15 protein-coding genes are annotated in these 17,172 nt (G+C 70.5%); 6 read left to right on the top strand and 9 right to left on the bottom strand.

The window, feature by feature from the left end; all coding sequences use genetic code 11:
* Positions 1–45: 45 nt before the first annotated feature.
* From ACGFSB_RS24475 to ACGFSB_RS24450, 6 genes are all read right to left on the bottom strand, one after another.
* Positions 46–468, bottom strand: a complete 423-nt coding sequence (locus tag ACGFSB_RS24475; protein WP_393402995.1) for a hypothetical protein — start codon at positions 466–468, stop codon at positions 46–48.
* A 42-nt stretch (positions 469–510) separates the two neighbouring features.
* Positions 511–1,935 (bottom strand): purine-cytosine permease family protein, encoded by a 1,425-nt coding sequence (locus tag ACGFSB_RS24470; RefSeq protein WP_393402992.1) that lies wholly within the window; start codon positions 1,933–1,935, stop codon positions 511–513.
* 65 nt (positions 1,936–2,000) lie between these two features.
* Positions 2,001–2,936, bottom strand: coding sequence for an ABC transporter substrate-binding protein (locus ACGFSB_RS24465; protein ID WP_393403508.1), 936 nt, complete (start codon positions 2,934–2,936; stop codon positions 2,001–2,003).
* Positions 2,937–2,962: 26 nt separating this feature from the next.
* Complete coding sequence (locus ACGFSB_RS24460) at positions 2,963–3,634, bottom strand: ABC transporter permease (RefSeq protein WP_393402989.1); 672 nt, start codon at positions 3,632–3,634, stop codon at positions 2,963–2,965.
* Position 3,635: 1 nt separating this feature from the next.
* Positions 3,636–4,283 (bottom strand): ABC transporter permease, encoded by a 648-nt coding sequence (locus tag ACGFSB_RS24455; protein WP_393402986.1) that lies wholly within the window; start codon positions 4,281–4,283, stop codon positions 3,636–3,638.
* The gene (locus ACGFSB_RS24450; protein WP_393402984.1) at positions 4,280–5,389 is read right to left on the bottom strand and encodes an ABC transporter ATP-binding protein; all 1,110 of its coding nucleotides are present in this window, start codon (positions 5,387–5,389) and stop codon (positions 4,280–4,282) included. Before ACGFSB_RS24450 ends, ACGFSB_RS24455 begins: the two co-directional genes overlap by 4 nt.
* Before the next feature lie 152 nt (positions 5,390–5,541).
* Here ACGFSB_RS24450 and ACGFSB_RS24445 point away from each other — a divergent pair, with 152 nt between their 5' ends.
* Positions 5,542–7,104, top strand: a complete 1,563-nt coding sequence (locus ACGFSB_RS24445; protein ID WP_393402982.1) for an aromatic amino acid ammonia-lyase — start codon at positions 5,542–5,544, stop codon at positions 7,102–7,104.
* A gap of 10 nt (positions 7,105–7,114) precedes the next feature.
* A complete protein-coding gene (locus ACGFSB_RS24440; protein WP_393402980.1) occupies positions 7,115–7,948 on the top strand; it encodes a MurR/RpiR family transcriptional regulator in 834 nt (277 codons plus the stop codon).
* Between the two features lie 51 nt (positions 7,949–7,999).
* Here ACGFSB_RS24440 and ACGFSB_RS24435 read toward each other — a convergent pair whose 3' ends face one another.
* Positions 8,000–9,376, bottom strand: a complete 1,377-nt coding sequence (locus tag ACGFSB_RS24435; protein WP_393402978.1) for an APC family permease — start codon at positions 9,374–9,376, stop codon at positions 8,000–8,002.
* Between the two features lie 146 nt (positions 9,377–9,522).
* Positions 9,523–10,920, bottom strand: a complete 1,398-nt coding sequence (locus ACGFSB_RS24430) for a diaminopimelate decarboxylase (RefSeq protein WP_393402975.1) — start codon at positions 10,918–10,920, stop codon at positions 9,523–9,525.
* Positions 10,921–11,093: 173 nt separating this feature from the next.
* Between ACGFSB_RS24430 and hutU the strand changes: the two genes are divergently transcribed.
* The 4 genes from hutU to hutI all read left to right on the top strand — a co-directional run bounded on the left by hutU (position 11,094) and on the right by hutI (position 16,790).
* Positions 11,094–12,785 carry a urocanate hydratase gene (gene hutU / locus ACGFSB_RS24425; protein ID WP_393402972.1) on the top strand — a complete coding sequence of 564 codons (1,692 nt, stop codon included), beginning with the start codon at positions 11,094–11,096 and terminating at the stop codon, positions 12,783–12,785.
* A gap of 17 nt (positions 12,786–12,802) precedes the next feature.
* Positions 12,803–14,005, top strand: coding sequence for an allantoate amidohydrolase (locus ACGFSB_RS24420; RefSeq protein ID WP_393403506.1), 1,203 nt, complete (start codon positions 12,803–12,805; stop codon positions 14,003–14,005).
* Positions 13,996–15,369, top strand: coding sequence for a formimidoylglutamate deiminase (locus tag ACGFSB_RS24415; protein WP_393402969.1), 1,374 nt, complete (start codon positions 13,996–13,998; stop codon positions 15,367–15,369). The genes ACGFSB_RS24420 and ACGFSB_RS24415 overlap by 10 nt, the downstream gene beginning before the upstream one ends.
* A gap of 248 nt (positions 15,370–15,617) precedes the next feature.
* Complete coding sequence (gene hutI, locus ACGFSB_RS24410; RefSeq protein WP_393402967.1) at positions 15,618–16,790, top strand: imidazolonepropionase; 1,173 nt, start codon at positions 15,618–15,620, stop codon at positions 16,788–16,790.
* On the opposite strand, the gene ACGFSB_RS24405 is transcribed toward hutI, so the two are convergent.
* Positions 16,753–17,028: a hypothetical protein gene (locus ACGFSB_RS24405; protein WP_393402964.1), complete on the bottom strand. Its 276-nt coding sequence runs from the start codon at positions 17,026–17,028 to the stop codon at positions 16,753–16,755. The two genes, hutI and ACGFSB_RS24405, sit on opposite strands and share 38 nt — an antisense overlap.
* Positions 17,029–17,172: the final 144 nt, after the last annotated feature.

The raw sequence follows: 17,172 nt of genomic DNA, 5'->3' as shown, positions 1-17,172 counted from the left end.
CCGGTCCCGCTCAGGGCGAAATCCCCCGAAGCCCGAGCCGCAGGCTCAGTCGTCCCACTCCGACTTCCGGTCACGGTTCCTGCCGCGCCCGAAATGGACGCCCCGCATCGAATGCACCGCGTTCACACCGACGATTCCGCCCCAGGTGACGAAGAGGCCGGGCAGGTCGGCGTTGACCACGCCGATCGCCGAGAGCGGGATCGCGAGGATCAGCGAGACGATGCCGAAGCCGAAGCGCTCGCCCCAGGAGTCCACCGCGCTGTTGGGCGCGCGGGAGCCGCGGGCGACGACCATCTGCTGCTCGGCCATGTGACGGCGCATCCGGCGGTCGATGGTGCCGTCCAGGCGCTGCTCGACCTTTTCGAGGAACGAGTCGACCAGCGCGGACTCGTACTCTTCGCCCAGCTCTTTGCGAGCGTGCAGAGAGGCGTTGAGTTCCTTCTTGAGTTCCGCGTCACGGGCTTCCATGGTTCGTCAGGTTACGCAGCGGACGCGGGCCCGGCACTGGGGCTAGCCCCCCTTTCTCACCGGGGCCAAGCCCCCTTCCTCGGGGGCGTGCTCCGGCTCCGTCGGGATGTGTGACGTGTCGCGCCTCGCGAGCAGCCAGTACAGGGCCGCGGGGACCGCCAGCCCCACGATCCAGGAGATGTCGGCGCCGCCCAGGGGGTCCACCAGGGGGCCCGTGTAGAAGTGCGTCGCCAGGAAGGGGAGCTGGGCCAGGATGCCCACTCCGTAGACCGTCAGCGCGTCCCAGCGCCACGCTCCGTAGCGGCCTTCGGGGTCCGAGAGCGCGGGGATGTCGTAGCGCTCCTTCGAGATCAAGTAGTAGTCGACCAGGTTGATCGCCGACCACGGCGTGAAGAACGTCAGGAGGAAGAGAAGGAAGTCCTTGAAGGACGTCAGGAAGCTGTCCTTGCCGAGCAGGGCCACCACCGTGCCCGCCACCATGATCAGGGCTATGTACACCGCCCTGCCGCGCGGCGACAGCGTCTTCTGGCCGCGGAATCCGCTGATGCTGGTCACCATCGACATGAAGCCGCCGTACGTGTTGAGCACGTTGATGGTCAGCTTGCCGAGCGCGATCACGAAGTAGAGGACGGACGCGATCAGGCCCGTGCCGCCGAGGCCCACCACGTATCCGACCTGGTTCGCGAGGAACGCGTCGCCCGCGGTCGCCGCCACGAGGACACCGAACGTCATCGACCACTGCGAGCCGATCGCAGAGCCGGACAGGGTCCACCAGAACGTGGCCCGCCCCGACGTCGTACGCGGCAGATAGCGCGAGTAGTCCGCGACGTACGGCCCGAAGGCGAGCTGCCAGGACGCCGAGAGCGAGACGGCGAGCAGGAACATCGGCAGGTCGAAGTGCGCGTCGCCGAGCAGTGCCGAGAGGTCGACGCGGTCCAGGAGGCGGATGCCCAGGTAGATGAAGGCGATCGCACAGATCACGCTCGCCACCCGGCCCAGGACGTGGATCACGCGGTAGCCGACCGCCGCCACCACCGCGGTGATCACCGCGAAGACGATGATGCCGGTGGTGTCGTTCGTGTGCGTGAGCTCGGCCGTGGCCTGTCCGGCGAGGACGCTGCCGGACGCGAAGAAGCCGACGTACATGAGGATCACGAGGAGCAGCGGTACGACCGCGCCGCGCACCCCGAACTGCGCGCGGGACTGGATCATCTGGGGCAGGCCCAGCTTCGGGCCCTGCGCCGAGTGCAGGGCCATCACCGCGCCGCCGAGCAGATTGCCGAGCAGGAGTCCGACCACCGACCACACCACGTCACCGCCGAAGACGACGGCGAGCGCGCCCGTGACGACCGCGGTGATCTGGAGGTTGGCGCCGAGCCAGAGGGTGAACTGGCTGAACGCGGTGCCGTGCCGTTCGTCGTCGGGGACGACGTCGATGGAGCGTCGCTCCACGAGAGTGTCTGCCATGATCCGGTGAACTCCCTGCTGCTGTACGAGCTACCTCTGGATGGGTCTTGGATCCTGGGGCTTGGCTACTTCTTGCTGATCCCGTGCTTCGCCGCCCAGTCGTTCGCGACGTCCTCCGGGTCCTTCTTGTCCTTGTCCACCAGGCGGTTGAGCTCGGTGAGGTCCTTGGTCGTCAGTGCGTCGCCGAGGCGGGCGAGCGCCTTGCGGACCGTCGAGTCGGCCTTGCGGTCGGCGATGAGCGGGACGATGTGCTGGCCGGGGATGAGGTTCTTGGGGTCGGTGAGCACGACCCACTTCTCGGCGACGATGTCCGTGTCGGTGGTGAAGAGGTTCGCCACGTCGACGTCGCCCTTCTTCAGGGCGCCCTTCACCAACGGGCCCGAGGAGTCGAGGGACTTGAACTCCTTGAACTCGACTCCGTAGACGTCCTTGAGGCCGACCGAGCCGACCGCGCGCTTCTTGACCTCGGGCGCGGCGCCGATGACGAGCTTGCCGTTGTGCTTGGCGAGGTCCGCGAGGGACTTGAGGCCGTACGTGGCGGCGGTCTCCCGGGTGACGACGAAGGCGTCGGAGTCCTCGGCCTCGCCGTAGGGCAGGATCTGCAGGCCGCGCGGCAGGGCCATGGCGAGGGCGTTCTGCATCTCGCCCTCCTCGGTGGCCTTCGCCTTGGTGTCGAGGTAGTGCAGGAGGGCGCCCTGGTACTCGGGCAGGAGGTCGATGTCCCCGCCCTTGAGGGCGGGGATGAGGATCTCGCGGGTGCCGAGGTTGGGGCGGACCTTGGTCTTCACGCCGGCCGCTTCGAGGGCGGCGGCGTAGAGGTAGCCGAGGACCTGGTTCTCGGTGAAGTTGGCGGTGCCGATGGTGACGCCGTCCTTGCTGGAGCCACCGCCTCCGCCGCCGGATCCTCCCCCGTCGAGGGAGGTGATGCCGCCGCTGCACGCGGCGAGTGCGGGGACGGACGCGGCGGCGAAGAGTCCGCCGAGGAGAGTCCTGCGGTTGATGCTGTTGGGGGCCATCTGGTGTGCTCCTAGGCCGACTTGGCGGGGCGGTGGCGGAAGAGGGCGCGCTGAAGTCCGGAGAGCGCGAGGTCGAGTACGACGGCGACGACCGCCACGAGCACGGCACCGCCGAGCACCTGCACGAGGTCGCGCTGGGCGAGCCCGTCGAAGACGTACCTGCCGAGTCCGCCGAAGGAGACGTACGCGGCGATGGTGGCGGTCGCGACGACCTGGATGAGCGCGAGCCGGAGCCCGGTCATGATCAGCGGGAGCGCGAGGGGCAGTTCGACCTGGAAGAGGACCTGGTGCCAGCGCATCCCCTGGCCGCGCGCGGCGTCCCGTACCTCGGGATCGACGGCGGTCATCCCGGCGTAGGTGTTGGTGACGATGGAGGGGACGGCGAGGGCGACCAGCGCGATGTAGACGGGCCACATCGAGAGCCCGCTGGCGAGGAAGACGAGGACGACGAGGCCGACCGTGGGCAGCGCGCGTCCGAAGCTGGAGAGGTTGATGGCGAGGAAGGCGCCGCGCCCGGTGTGCCCGATGAGCAGGCCGACCGGCAGTGCGATCGCGGCGGCGATCAGGGTCGCGAGCAGCGAGTACTGGAGGTGCTCGGCGAGGCGGTGTCCGATGCCGTCGGGTCCGGCCCACTGCTCGCCGCTGACCAGCCAGGCGCCGAGATCCTTGAAGAGTTCGTACATGTCACGCGCTCCTCTTGCGGCGGGCCCAGGGCGTCAGGACGTACTGGAGGGTGACGAGCAGCGCGTCCGCGACGAGCGCGAGGAGCAGGGTCAGGACGACGCCGGCGATGACGGGGGTGGGGAAGTTGCGCTGGAAGCCGTCGGTGAAGAGCTGTCCGAGACCGCCGTCGCCGATGTACGTCGCCACGGATACGAGGGAGATGGCCATGACCGTCGCGATCCTCACGCCCGCCATGATCACCGGCAGTGCGAGGGGGAGTTCGACGGTGAGGAGGGTGCGCAGGGGCCGGGTGCCCATGGCCTTGGCCGCTTCCTTCGTCTTCGCCGGTACGGAGTCCAGACCCTCGACGGTGTTCCGCAGGAGCACGACGAGCGTGTAGATCGTCAGGCCGATGACGGTGGTGGTGCGGGTGAGCCCGCTGACCGGCAGGAGCAGCACGAAGACGGCGATGGACGGGATGGTGAACAGGACGTTGGAGAGGCCGAGGAGGAGGCCGCGCAGGGGGCGGACGCGGTGCGCGACGACGGCCAGGGGGAGCGAGATGAGCAGGCCGAGGAGTACGGAGGTGAGGGCGGCCTGGAGGTGGGAGAGGGTGAGGGTGGTGAGATCGTCGGTGTGGTCGGCTATCCACGACCAGTCGACGGTCACGCTGTGCGCTTTGCAGTAGCGGGGGCAGGGGCAGGGGCAGTTTCCGTGGGTTTTCCGTCGGGACCGCCGTCGTGGGTTGCTCGTTCGTGGGCTGTCCCCGCGTGGTCGTGGATGTCGTCGCGGGACGTCACGCCGGTCAGGGTGCCCGACGCGTCGACGCGGGCGATCAGGCTGCTGGGGGCGGCTATGGACTCGTTCAGGGCCGAAAGCAGCGAGTCCGTGTCGCGCAGGGGGCGTACGGGGATGTCCGCCGCGTCGCCGTCCTTGTGCCGCCAGGCCACCGGCGCCCCCGCCGCGTCGAGTCGCAGCGTCCAGGCGCCGCCCTCGGGAGCCGGGGCCTGGGGGACGTCCGCCAGCGTCGTCAGGGACAGCAGCTTCAGGCCGCGCTCGGCGCCCAGGAAGTCCGCGACGAAGTCGTCCGCGGGGCGGGCCAGGAGTTCGGCGGGGCTCGCGCACTGGACGAGGTGGCCGCCGGTGCGGAAGACGGCTATGCGGTCGCCGAGCCGTACGGCCTCGTCGATGTCGTGCGTGACGAAGACGATGGTCTTGTTCAACTCCCGCTGGAGGCGCAGGAGTTCGTCCTGGAGCTGGGTGCGGACCACGGGGTCGACCGCGCCGAACGGCTCGTCCATGAGGAGCACGGGCGGGTCGGCGGCCAGCGCGCGGGCCACGCCCACGCGCTGCTGCTGGCCGCCGGAGAGCTGGTGGGGGTAGCGCTTCCCGGCGTCGGCGGCGAGGCCGACCGTCTCCAGGAGCTCCGCCGCCCGCGACCGCGCCTTCTTGCGGCCCCAGCCGAGCAGCAGCGGCACCGTCGCGATGTTGTCCAGAACGGTCCGGTGCGGGAAGAGCCCGGACTGCTGGATCACGTAGCCGATGGAGCGGCGCAACTCGGCCGCGTCCTGCTCCAGGACGTCCTTGCCGTTGACCCTGATCGTCCCTGAGGTCGGATCGACCATCCGGTTGATCATGCGGAGCGTCGTCGTCTTGCCGCAACCGGAAGATCCGACGAGGACGGTCACGCCCCCTTCCGGCATCTCGAGGGTCAGATCGTGGACCGCGGTCGTGCCGTTCGGGAAGCGCTTGTGGACCGTATCGAATTGGATCATGAGGAGTCCCTTGCCCGGCTGTATATCGTCATGCAGAGTTCTCGTTGACTGAATAGATTGTCAATAGCTTGTCCACGCCCCGGCGTAAATCACTGGTTACGAGTGGTCGCAGGGCAAGACGGAGCGTCCGGGTTGAGGAGGAATTACGAGTGATGTCGTCTCGTATCGCGGACAGGGCGACCGGTAGGGCGACCGACAGGCCGACCGACGACAGCGGCTCGGTCGTCGTCCTGGACGGCCGCGGATTGATGGTCGCAGATGTCGTACGTATGGCCGAATCCACCGCAAAGCCCGTTCCGGGGACGGACGGGATGAAGCGAGTGGAGAGCTCGTGGAACGCGGCCCGGGAGATCGCATCCTGGGGTCGTGTCTACGGCCGCTCCACCGGCGTGGGCGCCAACCGGAATGAGTCCGTACCCACCGAGGCGGCCTCGGACCACGGCCTGCGCCTGCTGCGCAGCCACGCCGGAGCGATCGGCGCCGAGCTGCCCGCGCGGGAGGTGCGCGCGATGCTCGCGGTCCGCGCCAACCAGCTCCTCGCAGGCGGTGCGGGTCTGCGCCCGACCGTCGTCACGGCGCTGTGTGAGGCCCTGGAGACGGGCGCGTATCCGAAGGTCAACGAATTCGGCTCGGTCGGCACGGGCGACATCGCGGCCCTCGCGCAGATGGGCCTCGCGCTCGCGGGCGAGCACCCCTGGCAGGGCGCGGGCAAGGCCCCCGAACCGCAGCCCCTGGACAACAACGACGCCCTCGCCCTGATCAGCAGCAACGCCCTCACCCTCGGCCAGTCCGCGCTCGCCCTGCACGAGCTGCGCGGGCTCATCGCGGCCACGCAGGTGGTGGCGGCGCTGACCCTGATGGCGGTCGACGGTTCGTACGAGGCGTACGCGCTGCCCGTGCACGAGGCGCGGCGGCACGCGGGTTCGTACGCGGTCGCGGAGCGGATGCGGCAGATCCTGGGCGCCGCGGACCGCCCCACGCCACCGCTCGGCCGGATCCAGGACCCGTACGGCCTGCGCTGTGTGCCGCAGATCCACGGGGCCGCGCACGACGCGGCCGACGCCCTTGAGGACGTTCTCACGGTAGAGATCAACGCGGCCGCCGAGAACCCGCTGATCTCGGCGGAGGACATGGCGGCGTACCACCACGGTGGCTTCTACGTGGCCCAAGTCGCCCTGTCCCTCGATCACTTCAGGCTGGCGGTGAGCCAGGCGGCGCGCCTGTCGACCGCACGCCTCTCCACGCTGAACGAACCGGGCTTCACCCGCCTGCGCCCGTTCCTCGCGGACGGCGAACCGGCGTCGTCGGGCGTGATGATCCTCGAGTACGCGGCCGGTGCGGCCCTCGGCGACCTGCGGGCGTTCTCCGCCCCCGCCTCCCTCGGCCACGCGGTGCTTTCGCGCGGGGTCGAGGAACAGGCCAGCTTCGCCTCGCTCGCGGCGCGGCAGACACTGCGGGCCTGTGCGGCGTACCGGCTCGTGGTGGGCTGTGAACTGGTGGCGGCGGTAAGGACGTTGAGGCAGCGCGACATGCGCCTCGACCCGGATCTGCCGGTCGGGCGGGCCTTCGATCTCGCGGATTCGATCCTCGCCCCGGAGCTCGCCGACCGGCCACTGACGGATGATGTGACGGCGGCGGCCGGGCTGCTCGACCGGTTCGCGGAACTGTGGGCGGGCCTGGGCGAGAGTCAGGGTGTTGTGAGGGGAACGGCATGAGGGGATCGGTATGAGTGACAGTCCTGCGGCGCGGCTGCAAGTGCTCTTCGAGGGCCACCGGCTCACGCCCACGCAACGGCGCATCGCGCACTGCATGGTGCGGCGGGCGGCGGACGTCCCCTTCCTCTCCAGCGTCGAACTGGCGGAGCTCGCCGGGGTGAGCCAGCCTTCGGTGACCCGGTTCGCGGTGGCGCTCGGCTTCGACGGATACCCGGCGCTGCGGCGGCACTTGCGGGAGCTCGCACCCTCGGAGGCGGCGGGCGAGGCGTCCCTCAACGAGTACCAGCAGGCGGTCGAGGCGGAGATCGAGAACCTCCGGCACCTGGCGGACGTTCTCGCCGACCCGGCACCGGTGGAGCGCGCGGGGCAGCTCCTCGCCTCTTCCCGCCCTCTGCTGGTCCTCGGCCTGCGGGCCGCCGCGTCCCAGGCGTACGGCTTCTCGTACTTCGCGGCCAAGGTCCACCCCGACGTACGCCTCCTCGACGGCGGCGGCACGATGCTGACCGACCGGATCGACGCGGCGGTACGGGCCGGGGCTTCGGCCCTCCTCTGCTTCGCACTGCCCCGGCACCCCCGCGAGGTGGTGGACGCGCTGGCCTACGCCCGGTCGACGGGCCTCTCGGTGGTGACGGTCGCCGACTCGGCGTTCGCCCCGGTGGCGGCACACTCGGACCTCCTCCTCCCGGCAGCGGTCGGCACGGGCCTGGCCTTCGACACGGCGTGCGCACCGATGCTGCTCGGCCGGGTACTCCTGGAGGCCATGTGCGACGGCCTGCCGGACGCACAGGCGCGGTTGGAGGAGTTCGACGCGGGGGCAGCGGCGCGGGGGTTGTTCGTGGAGTGAGCTGCCCTGAGCTGCCCTTACGGGCGGCACCAGGCGGCGCAAGCCCCCTGTTCAGTCCTCGCCCCGCGCCTTCATCACCACCGTGTTGACCGCCCAGAGTCCGACACCTATCGCCACGAGCACCCCCGCCCTGATGTAGACCTCCGCGGGCCTGTCCGCCAGTGGGCTTGCCAGGATCAGGGCGGTGATCGCGCCCAGTACCGGGAGTGCCGTCGGTGTGCGGAAGTGTTTGTGGTCCACCCGATCCCTGCGCAGCACGAGGACCGCCACGTTGACCACCGCGAACACGCACAGGAGCAGGAACGCGGTCGTGTCGCCCAGGCCCTCGATCTCGCCCGTCGACACCAGGCCTATCGCGAGCAGCGACACGAAGACGATCCCTACCACCGGTGTCCGGCGGCGGGCGAGGACCCGGCCCATCGCGCGGGGCAGGATGCGTTCGTTGGCCATTCCGTAGCAGAGGCGCGAGGCCATCATGATGTTGATGAGCGCCGAGTTGGTGACCGCGAACAGGGCGATCAGCGCGAAGAGTTTGTGCGGGAAGTCGATGCCGCCCACCTTCACGACCTCCAGGAGCGGGCCGCTCGATCCCTCCAGGACCTTGTAGTCCACCAGCAGTGACGAGACCAGCGCCACCAGGACGTAGATCGTGCCCGTGACCGCGACACCTATGAAGATCGCCCGCGGGAACGTACGCGTCGGATCCTGCGTCTCCTCGGCCATGTTCACCGAGTCCTCGAAGCCGACGAACGCGAAGAAGCCGAGCGCGGTCGCTCCGAGGACGCCCGTCAGGAGGGCGTAGCCCGTGCCGCCGCTCGGTGACTCGAAGTCCGTGAGGCGGCTGGGGTCCCCGTCCCCGCTCAGGACCGCGTACGCGCCGATCGTGAGGATGATGACCAGGCCGGTCAGCTCGACGAGCGTGAGGACCACGTTCGCCTTCACCGACTCCGCGACGCCCCGCAGGTTCAGCGCCGCGAGCGCGAGGATGAAGAGGATCGCGATCAGCGTCGGCGGCAGCGCGTCGTCCGTCAGCTCCCCGAGGTAGTCGCCGCTGAAGGCGCGGGCCGCCGCGCTCGCCGACGACAGGCCCGAGCACATCACCATGAAGGCGATGATGAAGGTCAGGAACGGCGTCTTGAACGCCTTCTGGGTGTAGAGAGCCGCGCCCGCCGCCTTCGGATACTTGCCGACCAGCTCGACATACGAAGCCGCTGTCAGGATCGCCACGACGAAGCCGATCGCGAACGGCAGCCACAGCGCGCCGCCGACCTTGCCCGCGACCTTGCCCGTGGTGGCGTAGATCCCGGTGCCGAGGATGTCGCCGATGACGAAGAGGATCAGGAGTTTCGGGCCGATCGCGCGGTGCAGCGCCGGTTCGGGCTCTCCGGCGGGCGGTGGTGCGTCGGTGGTCGTGTCGGATGTGCTCACAGGATCAACTCCCCCGAGGATGTGCCTGGAGGGAGGATCTGCCCCGTAAGTGCGCCAGGGATGCGGGAGTTGAGGAACCTCAGAGAAACGTCAGGGGGTGTCGGGGGGGAATGTCGGGGGTCTCTTGGGGGTCTCTCGGGGATACCTCAGAGCGCGCGCAGCGCGTCCCGCTGCGCGCCCCCCGACTCGGCGACGATCTCCTCCAGGCTCTGCGGCTCCCGCACGGTCGCGAAGGTGACCTGAGCCTCGGCCGTGCCTGCCGTGCCCGCCGCGAAGCCGTAGATCCCGGGCCTGGCAAGGCTGTTGTACGAGTAGTGGTGCGCGAAGTAGTACGCGCCCGTGTCCAGCGCCGCCGCGTAGTCGCCCTGTTCGAGCAGGGGGAGGGGACGGTTCTCGGCGAGCAGGTCGCCCGCGAAACAGGCCGGGCCCGCGATGTCCTGGCCGACGGGCGGGCCGCTCTTGGGGCGCCCCTTCGCGTCGTACGCGGCGATCCGCAGCGGCCAGGACGCGGGCGCGTACACCGTGCGCGCCGCCACTTGGACGCCCGCGTGCGTCACCGCGACGGGCCGGGTGCCCGCCGACTTGGCGTACTCGACGCGGGCCAGGATCGTGCCGTGCTTGGCGAGCAGTGAGCGGCCGAACTCGGTGACCAGGCCGTACCGCCCGTCGAGCAGCCCCGGCACGCGGGACTTCAGACGGCGCGCGTACTGCGCGTGCGTCGGGGTCTCTTCGTCCGAGCCGAAGTTGACGGGCAGGCCGCCGCCGATGTCGATGGTGTCGATCTGCTGCCGACCGACGCGTTCGTTGATCTCCTCGGCCAGTTCGTACGTCGCCGAGACCCCCCGCACCATCAGTTCGAGGGGCATTCCCTGCGACCCGGAGTGGGCGTGCAGCCGGGTCAGCCACGGGCGGTCGAGGTAGGCCTGGACGATCCACTCGCGGGCGCCGTCGTCGAGCAGCGCGACGCCGAACTTCGAGGTCGCCGTGGCCGTGGAAAGGGCGCCGATGGAGCCGCCGCCGATCTGCGGGTTCACGCGCAGGCCGATGGGGGAGCTGGTCGGCGCGGACCGGGTCATCGCGTCGATGCGGGCGAGTTCCTGCGGGTTGTCCGCGTTCACCGCGATGCCGAGCGCGAGCGCCTCGCGCAGCTCGGCCGGGGTCTTCGCCGGCGAGTCGAGGACCGTGTGCGTGGGCGGCACGCCGGCGGCCCGTGCGATGGCCAGCTCACCGGGGCTCGCCACCTCGACGCCGATGCCCGCGTCGCGCAGCAGCCGCAGGACAGGGACCAGGGGCGATGCCTTCACCGCGAAGGCGTGCAGGACAGGGGTGCCGGACGGTGTGACCGCTTCGAAGGCGGCGCGCAGGGCGGCGGCGCCCGCGCGGATTCCGGTGACGTCCAGGAGGCCGATGATCGGGGACGCGGGGTCGACGAGACCCTGCTCGACGGCGGCACGAACGGCCTGGTCACGCCGGGCGGCGCGGTCCGCAGGCTCCCCTTGGCCAACCTCGGATACGTGTGCGGTCTCTGCGCCCTGATCGCTCATGCGTTCCAGCCAATCATCCGTGACGCGCCGCCGCTGCCCCGTCAACGTATTGACTAGCTCTATTCAACATCGCAGGATGTGAATAACAACGTCACAACGTCACAGCGGCAAGATCACACAGCAGCGCACCACCACGAGCTCACCAGCAGAGCTTCACGCGAGGAGGCATCGCCATGTCAGGACCCCGCCCCGTACGGGCACCGCGCGGTACGGAACTGAGCGCCCTGGGATGGCAGCAGGAAGCCGCCCTCCGTATGCTCCAGAACAACCTGGACCCCGAGGTCGCCGAGCACCCCGACAAGCTCGTCGTCTACGGAGGCACCGGCAAGGCCGCTCGCGACTGGCGCTCCTTCGACGCCATGGTGCGTACGCTCAAGACCCTCAAGCAGGACGAGACGATGCTCGTCCAGTCCGGCCGCCCGGTCGGCGTCATGCAGACCCACGAGTGGGCCCCGCGCGTCCTGATCGCCAACTCGAACCTCGTGGGCGACTGGGCGAACTGGGAGGAGTTCCGCCGCCTGGAGGCCCTCGGCCTGACCATGTACGGCCAGATGACCGCAGGCTCCTGGATCTACATCGGCACGCAGGGCATCCTCCAGGGCACGTACGAGACGTTCGCCGCCGTCGCCGCGAAGAAGTTCAACGGCACCCTCGCCGGGACGATCACCCTCACCGCCGGTCTCGGCGGCATGGGCGGCGCCCAGCCCCTCGCCGTCACCATGAACGACGGCGTCGCGATCTGTATCGACGTCGACCCGCGCGCGATCGAGCGCCGCATCGAGCACAAGTACCTCGACGTGAAGGCCGACTCCCTGGAGCACGCGCTCCAGCTGGCGGTAGAGGCGCGCGACGCACGCAAGCCCCTCTCCATCGGCCTGCTCGGCAACGCCGCCGAGCTGCTCCCGCAGATGCTGGCCGAGGGCGCCCCGATCGACATCGTCACCGACCAGACCTCGGCCCACGACCCCCTCGCGTACCTCCCCGTAGGCGTCGACTTCGACGACATGCAGACGCTCGCGGCGAAGGACCCAGCGGGCTTCACCACCCGCGCACGCGAGTCGATGGCCACGCACGTCGAGGCCATGGTCGGCTTCATGGACGCGGGCGCCGAGGTCTTCGACTACGGCAACTCGATCCGAGGAGAGGCTCAACTCGCGGGCTACGAGCGCGCGTTCGCCTTCCCCGGCTTCGTCCCCGCCTACATCCGCCCCCTCTTCTGCGAGGGCAAGGGCCCGTTCCGCTGGGCCGCGCTCTCCGGAGAGGCCTCGGACATCCACAAGACGGACAAGGCGCTCCTCGACCTCTTCCCGGAGAACGAGTCCCTGCACCGCTGGATCAAGATGGCGGGGGAGCGGGTCCACTTCCAGGGCCTGCCCGCGCGCATCTGCTGGCTGGGTCAGGGCGAGCGCGACAAGGCGGGCGACATGTTCAACGACATGGTCGGCAACGGCACCCTCGCCGCCCCCCTCGCGATCGGCCGCGACCACCTCGACTGCGGTTCCGTCGCCTCCCCCTACCGCGAGACGGAAGCCATGCTCGACGGCTCCGACGCGATCGCCGACTGGCCGCTCCTGAACGCCATGGTGAACGTCGCTTCGGGCGCCTCCTGGGTCTCCATCCACCACGGCGGCGGCGTCGGCATGGGCCGCTCCATCCACGCGGGCCAGGTCTCGGTGGCCGACGGCACGAAGCTCGCGGGCGAGAAGATCCGCCGCGTCCTCACCAACGACCCCGGCATGGGCGTCATCCGGCACGTGGACGCGGGATACGACATCGCGGAGTCGGTGGCGGACGAGAAGGGCGTACGGATTCCGATGCGCGAGGGTGTCGAGGGCGACGACGGCAGCGAGGGTGACCAGGCGTGAGCGACACGTTCCACGCCATGTGGCGCTCGCTGCGGCCCATCGGCCGCAGCGACGCCACGGGCGGCTACCGCCGATACGCATGGACCGGCGCCGACGCCGAGTGCCGCCTCTGGTTCCAGGCGCAGGCCGAGGCGCGCCGCCTCGACTACGAGGTCGACCGCAACGGCAACCAGTGGGCCTGGCTCGGCGACCCGTCCCGTGGCGACGCGGTGGTCACCGGATCGCACCTGGACTCAGTCCCGGACGGCGGCGCTTTCGACGGCCCGCTGGGTGTCGTCTCCTCCTTCGCGGCGCTCGACGAGCTCCGCGCACGGAAGGTCGCATTCCGCCGTCCCCTCGCCATCACCAACTTCGGCGACGAGGAGGGTGCCCGCTTCGGCCTGGCCTGCGTGGGCTCGCGCCTGACGGCGGGGAAGCTGACGCGTGAGCAGGCGTACGAGTTGACGGACGCGTCCGGGATCACGCTGCCGCAGGCTATGGAGACGGCCGGGTACGACCCTTCTGCGATCGGCCCCGACCCCGAACGCCTGGCCCGCATCGGCGCGTTCGTAGAGTTGCACGTCGAGCAGGGCCGAGCCCTGGACCTGTCCGACGACCCGGTCGGCATCGCCTCCGCCATCTGGCCGCACGGCCGCTGGCGCTTCGACTTCAGGGGCGAGGCCAACCACGCGGGCACCACCCGGCTCGTCGACCGCCGCGACCCGATGCTGACGTACGCGGAGACGGTCCTCGCGGCCCGCAGAGAGGCCGAACTGGCGGGCGCGGTAGCCACCTTCGGCAAGATCTCGGTCGAGCCGAACGGCGTCAACGCGATCCCGTCCCTGGTCAGGGGCTGGCTCGACTCCCGCGCGGCGGACCAGTCCACCCTCGACACGGTCGTGACGGGCATCGAGAAGGCGGCGCGTGAGTACGCGGACCGGCACGGCATCGACCTGGATGTCGTACGCGAGTCGTTCACGCCGGTGGTCGAGTTCGAGCACGCGTTGCGCGACGAACTGGGCAAGATCCTGGGCGGCGGCACGGACCGGAAGGTCCCCGTCCTCGGAACGGGCGCCGGACACGACGCGGGTATTTTGTCCGAATCGATTCCCACCGCCATGCTGTTCGTACGGAACCCCACGGGCATCTCGCACTCCCCGGCCGAGTTCGCCGCCGAGGACGACTGCGTCGCAGGGGTGACCGCACTGGCCGACGTACTGGAAGGGCTGGCGTGCAGCTGAAGACGGACACGGAGAAGGCGACCACCTACTGGCTGGAGCACGCCTGGCTCGACACGCATGTCGAGCCGGGCGTGGCGGTGGACGTGACGGGCGACCGGATCACGGCCGTCCGCAAGGAGGTCGAGACCCCGCCGCCCGGAGCCACGGTGCTGCGCGGCCTGACACTCCCCGGCCTCGCCAACACCCACTCCCACGCCTTCCACCGGGCCCTGCGCGGCACGGTCCAGGTGGGCTCCGGCACGTTCTGGACGTGGCGCGAGGTCATGTACTCGGTGGCGGACCGCCTGACCCCGGAGACGTACTACGCGCTGGCCCGCGCGGTGTACGCGGAGATGGCCCTTGCGGGCATCACGACGGTGGGCGAGTTCCACTACCTGCATCACGCTCCGGGTGGCGCCGCGTACGCCGACCCCAACGCGATGGGCGAGGCGCTGATCCAGGCAGCGGCGGACGCGGGCATCCGCATCACACTCCTGGACACGGCGTACGTGGCTTCGGGGCTCCTCACGGAGTCACGGGGCGAGCCCCCGAACCGCCACCAACTCCGCTTCTCCGACGGCACGGCGGAGGCGTGGGCGGAGCGGGCATCGGCCCTCAAAGACCGCGAGCACGCCCGCATCGGTGCGGCGATCCACTCCGTACGGGCGGTCCCCGCGCGGCAGTTGGGCACGGTGGCGGAATGGGCATCGGCCCGCCAGGCCCCCCTCCACGTCCACCTCTCCGAGCAGACGGCGGAGAACGAGGCATGCCTCGCCGTCCACGGCCGCACTCCTACGCGGCTGCTGGCGGACCATGGGGTGCTCGGCCCCCGCACGACGGGCGTCCACAACACCCACCTCACCGACGAGGACATCGCGCTGCTCGGAGACTCGACGACGGGCACGTGCATGTGCCCGACGACGGAGCGGGACCTGGCGGACGGCATCGGCCCGGCGACCCGCCTGCAACGAGCGGGCAGCCCGCTGTCCCTGGGCAGCGACAGCCACGCGGTGATCGACATTCTGGAGGAGGCGCGGGCAATGGAGCTGAACGAGCGCCTGCGCTCGCACACGCGGGGCCACTGGACGGCGGCGGCGCTGCTTCGGGCGGCGACGGCTGACGGTCATGCGGCGCTGGGCTGGGCCGACGCGGGCGCGATCGAGACGGGCGCGCTCGCCGACTTCGCGACGGTCGCGCTCGACTCGGTCCGTACGGCGGGCCCTGTGCCGCGCCTGGCGGCGGAGGCTGCGGTGTTCGCGGCGACGGCGGCGGATGTCCGCCACACGATCGTCGGGGGCCGTCATGTCGTACGGGACGGTTCCCACGCCCTGGTGCCGGACGTGGCGGGGGCGTTGGCTGAGGCGGTGGCGGCGCTGAGAGATTGATTCATTCCCCGATCCCGCCCCTTCCCGAAACTGGGGCTCCGCCCCAGACCCCGCTCCTCAAACGCCGGAGGGGCTGAAAGATATCCCCGGACCGGCGGAGAATCTCAGCCCGTCCGGCGTTTGAGGACGAACTCGGCGGAGCCGGTGATCGACGGTGCGCATCGGTCCCGGCGGAGCCGGGTTTTCGGGAAGGGGCGGGGTCGGGGAAAGAGAAGCTGCCCGAACCTCAGCCCACCACGGAGGCCTCCATGCCCACCACCCTCATCACCAACATCGCCAGCCTCGTCACGAACGACCCCTCCCAAGGGGACGGAAGCCCCCTGGGCCTCCTGACGGACGCAGCCGTCGTCCTGGACGGCGAAACCATCGCCTGGGTGGGCCCGGCCGCCAAGGCCCCCGCAGCGGACGCGACCCACGACGCACAGGGCCGCGCCGCCATCCCCGGCTTCGTCGACTCCCACTCCCACCTTGTCTTCGCAGGCGACCGCACCAAGGAGTTCAACGCCCGCATGTCGGGCCGCGCGTACTCAGCGGGCGGCATCCGCACGACGGTGGCGGCAACGCGCGCAGCGACGGACGCCGAGCTGGAAGCGAACCTCACCCACTACCTCGCCGAGGCACTCCGCCAGGGCACGACCACGTTCGAGACGAAGTCGGGCTACGGCCTGACCACGGAGCACGAGTCCCGCGCCCTGCGCATCGCGTCCCGCCACACGGACGAGGTCACGTACATGGGCGCCCACATCGTCTCCCCGGACTACGCGGAGGACCCGGCGGCGTACGTAGACCTGGTGACGGGCGAGATGCTGGACGCCTGCGCCCCCCACGCCCGTTGGATCGACGTCTTCTGCGAGAAGGGCGCCTTCGACGGCGACCAGGCCCGCGCAATTCTCACGGCGGGCAAGGCGAAGGGCCTGCACCCCCGCATCCACGCCAACCAGCTCTCGTACGGCCCCGGCGTGCAACTGGCGGTGGAGCTGGACGCGGCGAGCGCCGACCACTGCACGCACCTGACGGACGCGGACGTCGACGCCCTGGCTCAAGGCAACACGGTGGCAACGCTCCTCCCCGGCGCCGAGTTCTCCACCCGCGCGGAGTGGCCGAACGCCCGCCGCATCCTGGACGCGGGCGCAACGGTGGCGTTGTCGACGGACTGCAACCCGGGCTCGTCCTTCACCTCGTCCGTCCCCTTCTGCATCGCCCTGGCGGTACGGGACATGGGCATGACCCCGGACGAGGCGATCTGGTCGGCGACAGCGGGCGGCGCGGCGGCCCTGCGGCGCACGGACGTCGGTTTCGTACGCGAAGGCGCCCGCGCCGACCTGGCCCTCCTGGACGCCCCGAGCCATGTCCACCTGGCATACCGGCCGGGGGTTCCGCTGGTCAGCGAGGTGTGGCAGAGGGGCGTCCGCACGCGCTGAGGGCCCTTGCCGGGCAGGCCAGTTGGGGCATGGAGCGATTCGGGGTGCAGGAAACCAGGGCCAGGGACAGGAACGAGGGCCGTTCCAGGTAGAAGCCGTGGGCCAGGTCGCCGCCCCAGCTGAGCCTCTCGGCAGCGGAGCCGACGAGCACCGCGAGGCGCGCAGGGTCCCGGTCGGCCCCGGCATCGAACCGGGGCGCGTACGCGACCAACTGCTCCCCGAGCCAGTCCGCCGCCAACCCCCGGGCTGTAGGCGCCCAGGCTGCGGCTTCGAGTCCGCCGAGTTGAGGCCGATGCTGTTGCAGAAAAGTCCCGGGGGGCCCCCCCCCCCCGCCGGGGGGGGGGGGGGGGGTTGTGGAAAAGAAACTGGGGCCCGGGCCCCC

The sequence above is a fragment of the Streptomyces sp. NPDC048441 genome, assembly GCF_043200235.1.
Lineage (GTDB): Bacteria > Actinomycetota > Actinomycetes > Streptomycetales > Streptomycetaceae > Streptomyces.
The sequence above is the reverse complement of the archived record's forward strand: the minus strand, read 5'-3'. Positions and strand labels throughout refer to the sequence as shown.

Bases quoted from the DNA above. Each gene is read 5' to 3' on its own strand.
- ACGFSB_RS24475 (WP_393402995.1), bottom strand. From the start codon at position 468: ATGGAAGCCCGTGACGCGGAACTCAAGAAGGAACTCAACGCCTCTCTG.
- ACGFSB_RS24470 (WP_393402992.1), bottom strand. From the start codon at position 1,935: ATGGCAGACACTCTCGTGGAGCGACGCTCCATCGACGTCGTCCCCGAC.
- ACGFSB_RS24460 (WP_393402989.1), bottom strand. From the start codon at position 3,634: ATGTACGAACTCTTCAAGGATCTCGGCGCCTGGCTGGTCAGCGGCGAG.
- ACGFSB_RS24450 (WP_393402984.1), bottom strand. From the start codon at position 5,389: ATGATCCAATTCGATACGGTCCACAAGCGCTTCCCGAACGGCACGACC.
- ACGFSB_RS24445 (WP_393402982.1), top strand. From the start codon at position 5,542: ATGTCGTCTCGTATCGCGGACAGGGCGACCGGTAGGGCGACCGACAGG.
- ACGFSB_RS24440 (WP_393402980.1), top strand. From the start codon at position 7,115: ATGAGTGACAGTCCTGCGGCGCGGCTGCAAGTGCTCTTCGAGGGCCAC.
- ACGFSB_RS24430 (WP_393402975.1), bottom strand. From the start codon at position 10,920: ATGAGCGATCAGGGCGCAGAGACCGCACACGTATCCGAGGTTGGCCAA.
- hutU (WP_393402972.1), top strand. From the start codon at position 11,094: ATGTCAGGACCCCGCCCCGTACGGGCACCGCGCGGTACGGAACTGAGC.
- ACGFSB_RS24420 (WP_393403506.1), top strand. From the start codon at position 12,803: ATGTGGCGCTCGCTGCGGCCCATCGGCCGCAGCGACGCCACGGGCGGC.
- hutI (WP_393402967.1), top strand. From the start codon at position 15,618: ATGCCCACCACCCTCATCACCAACATCGCCAGCCTCGTCACGAACGAC.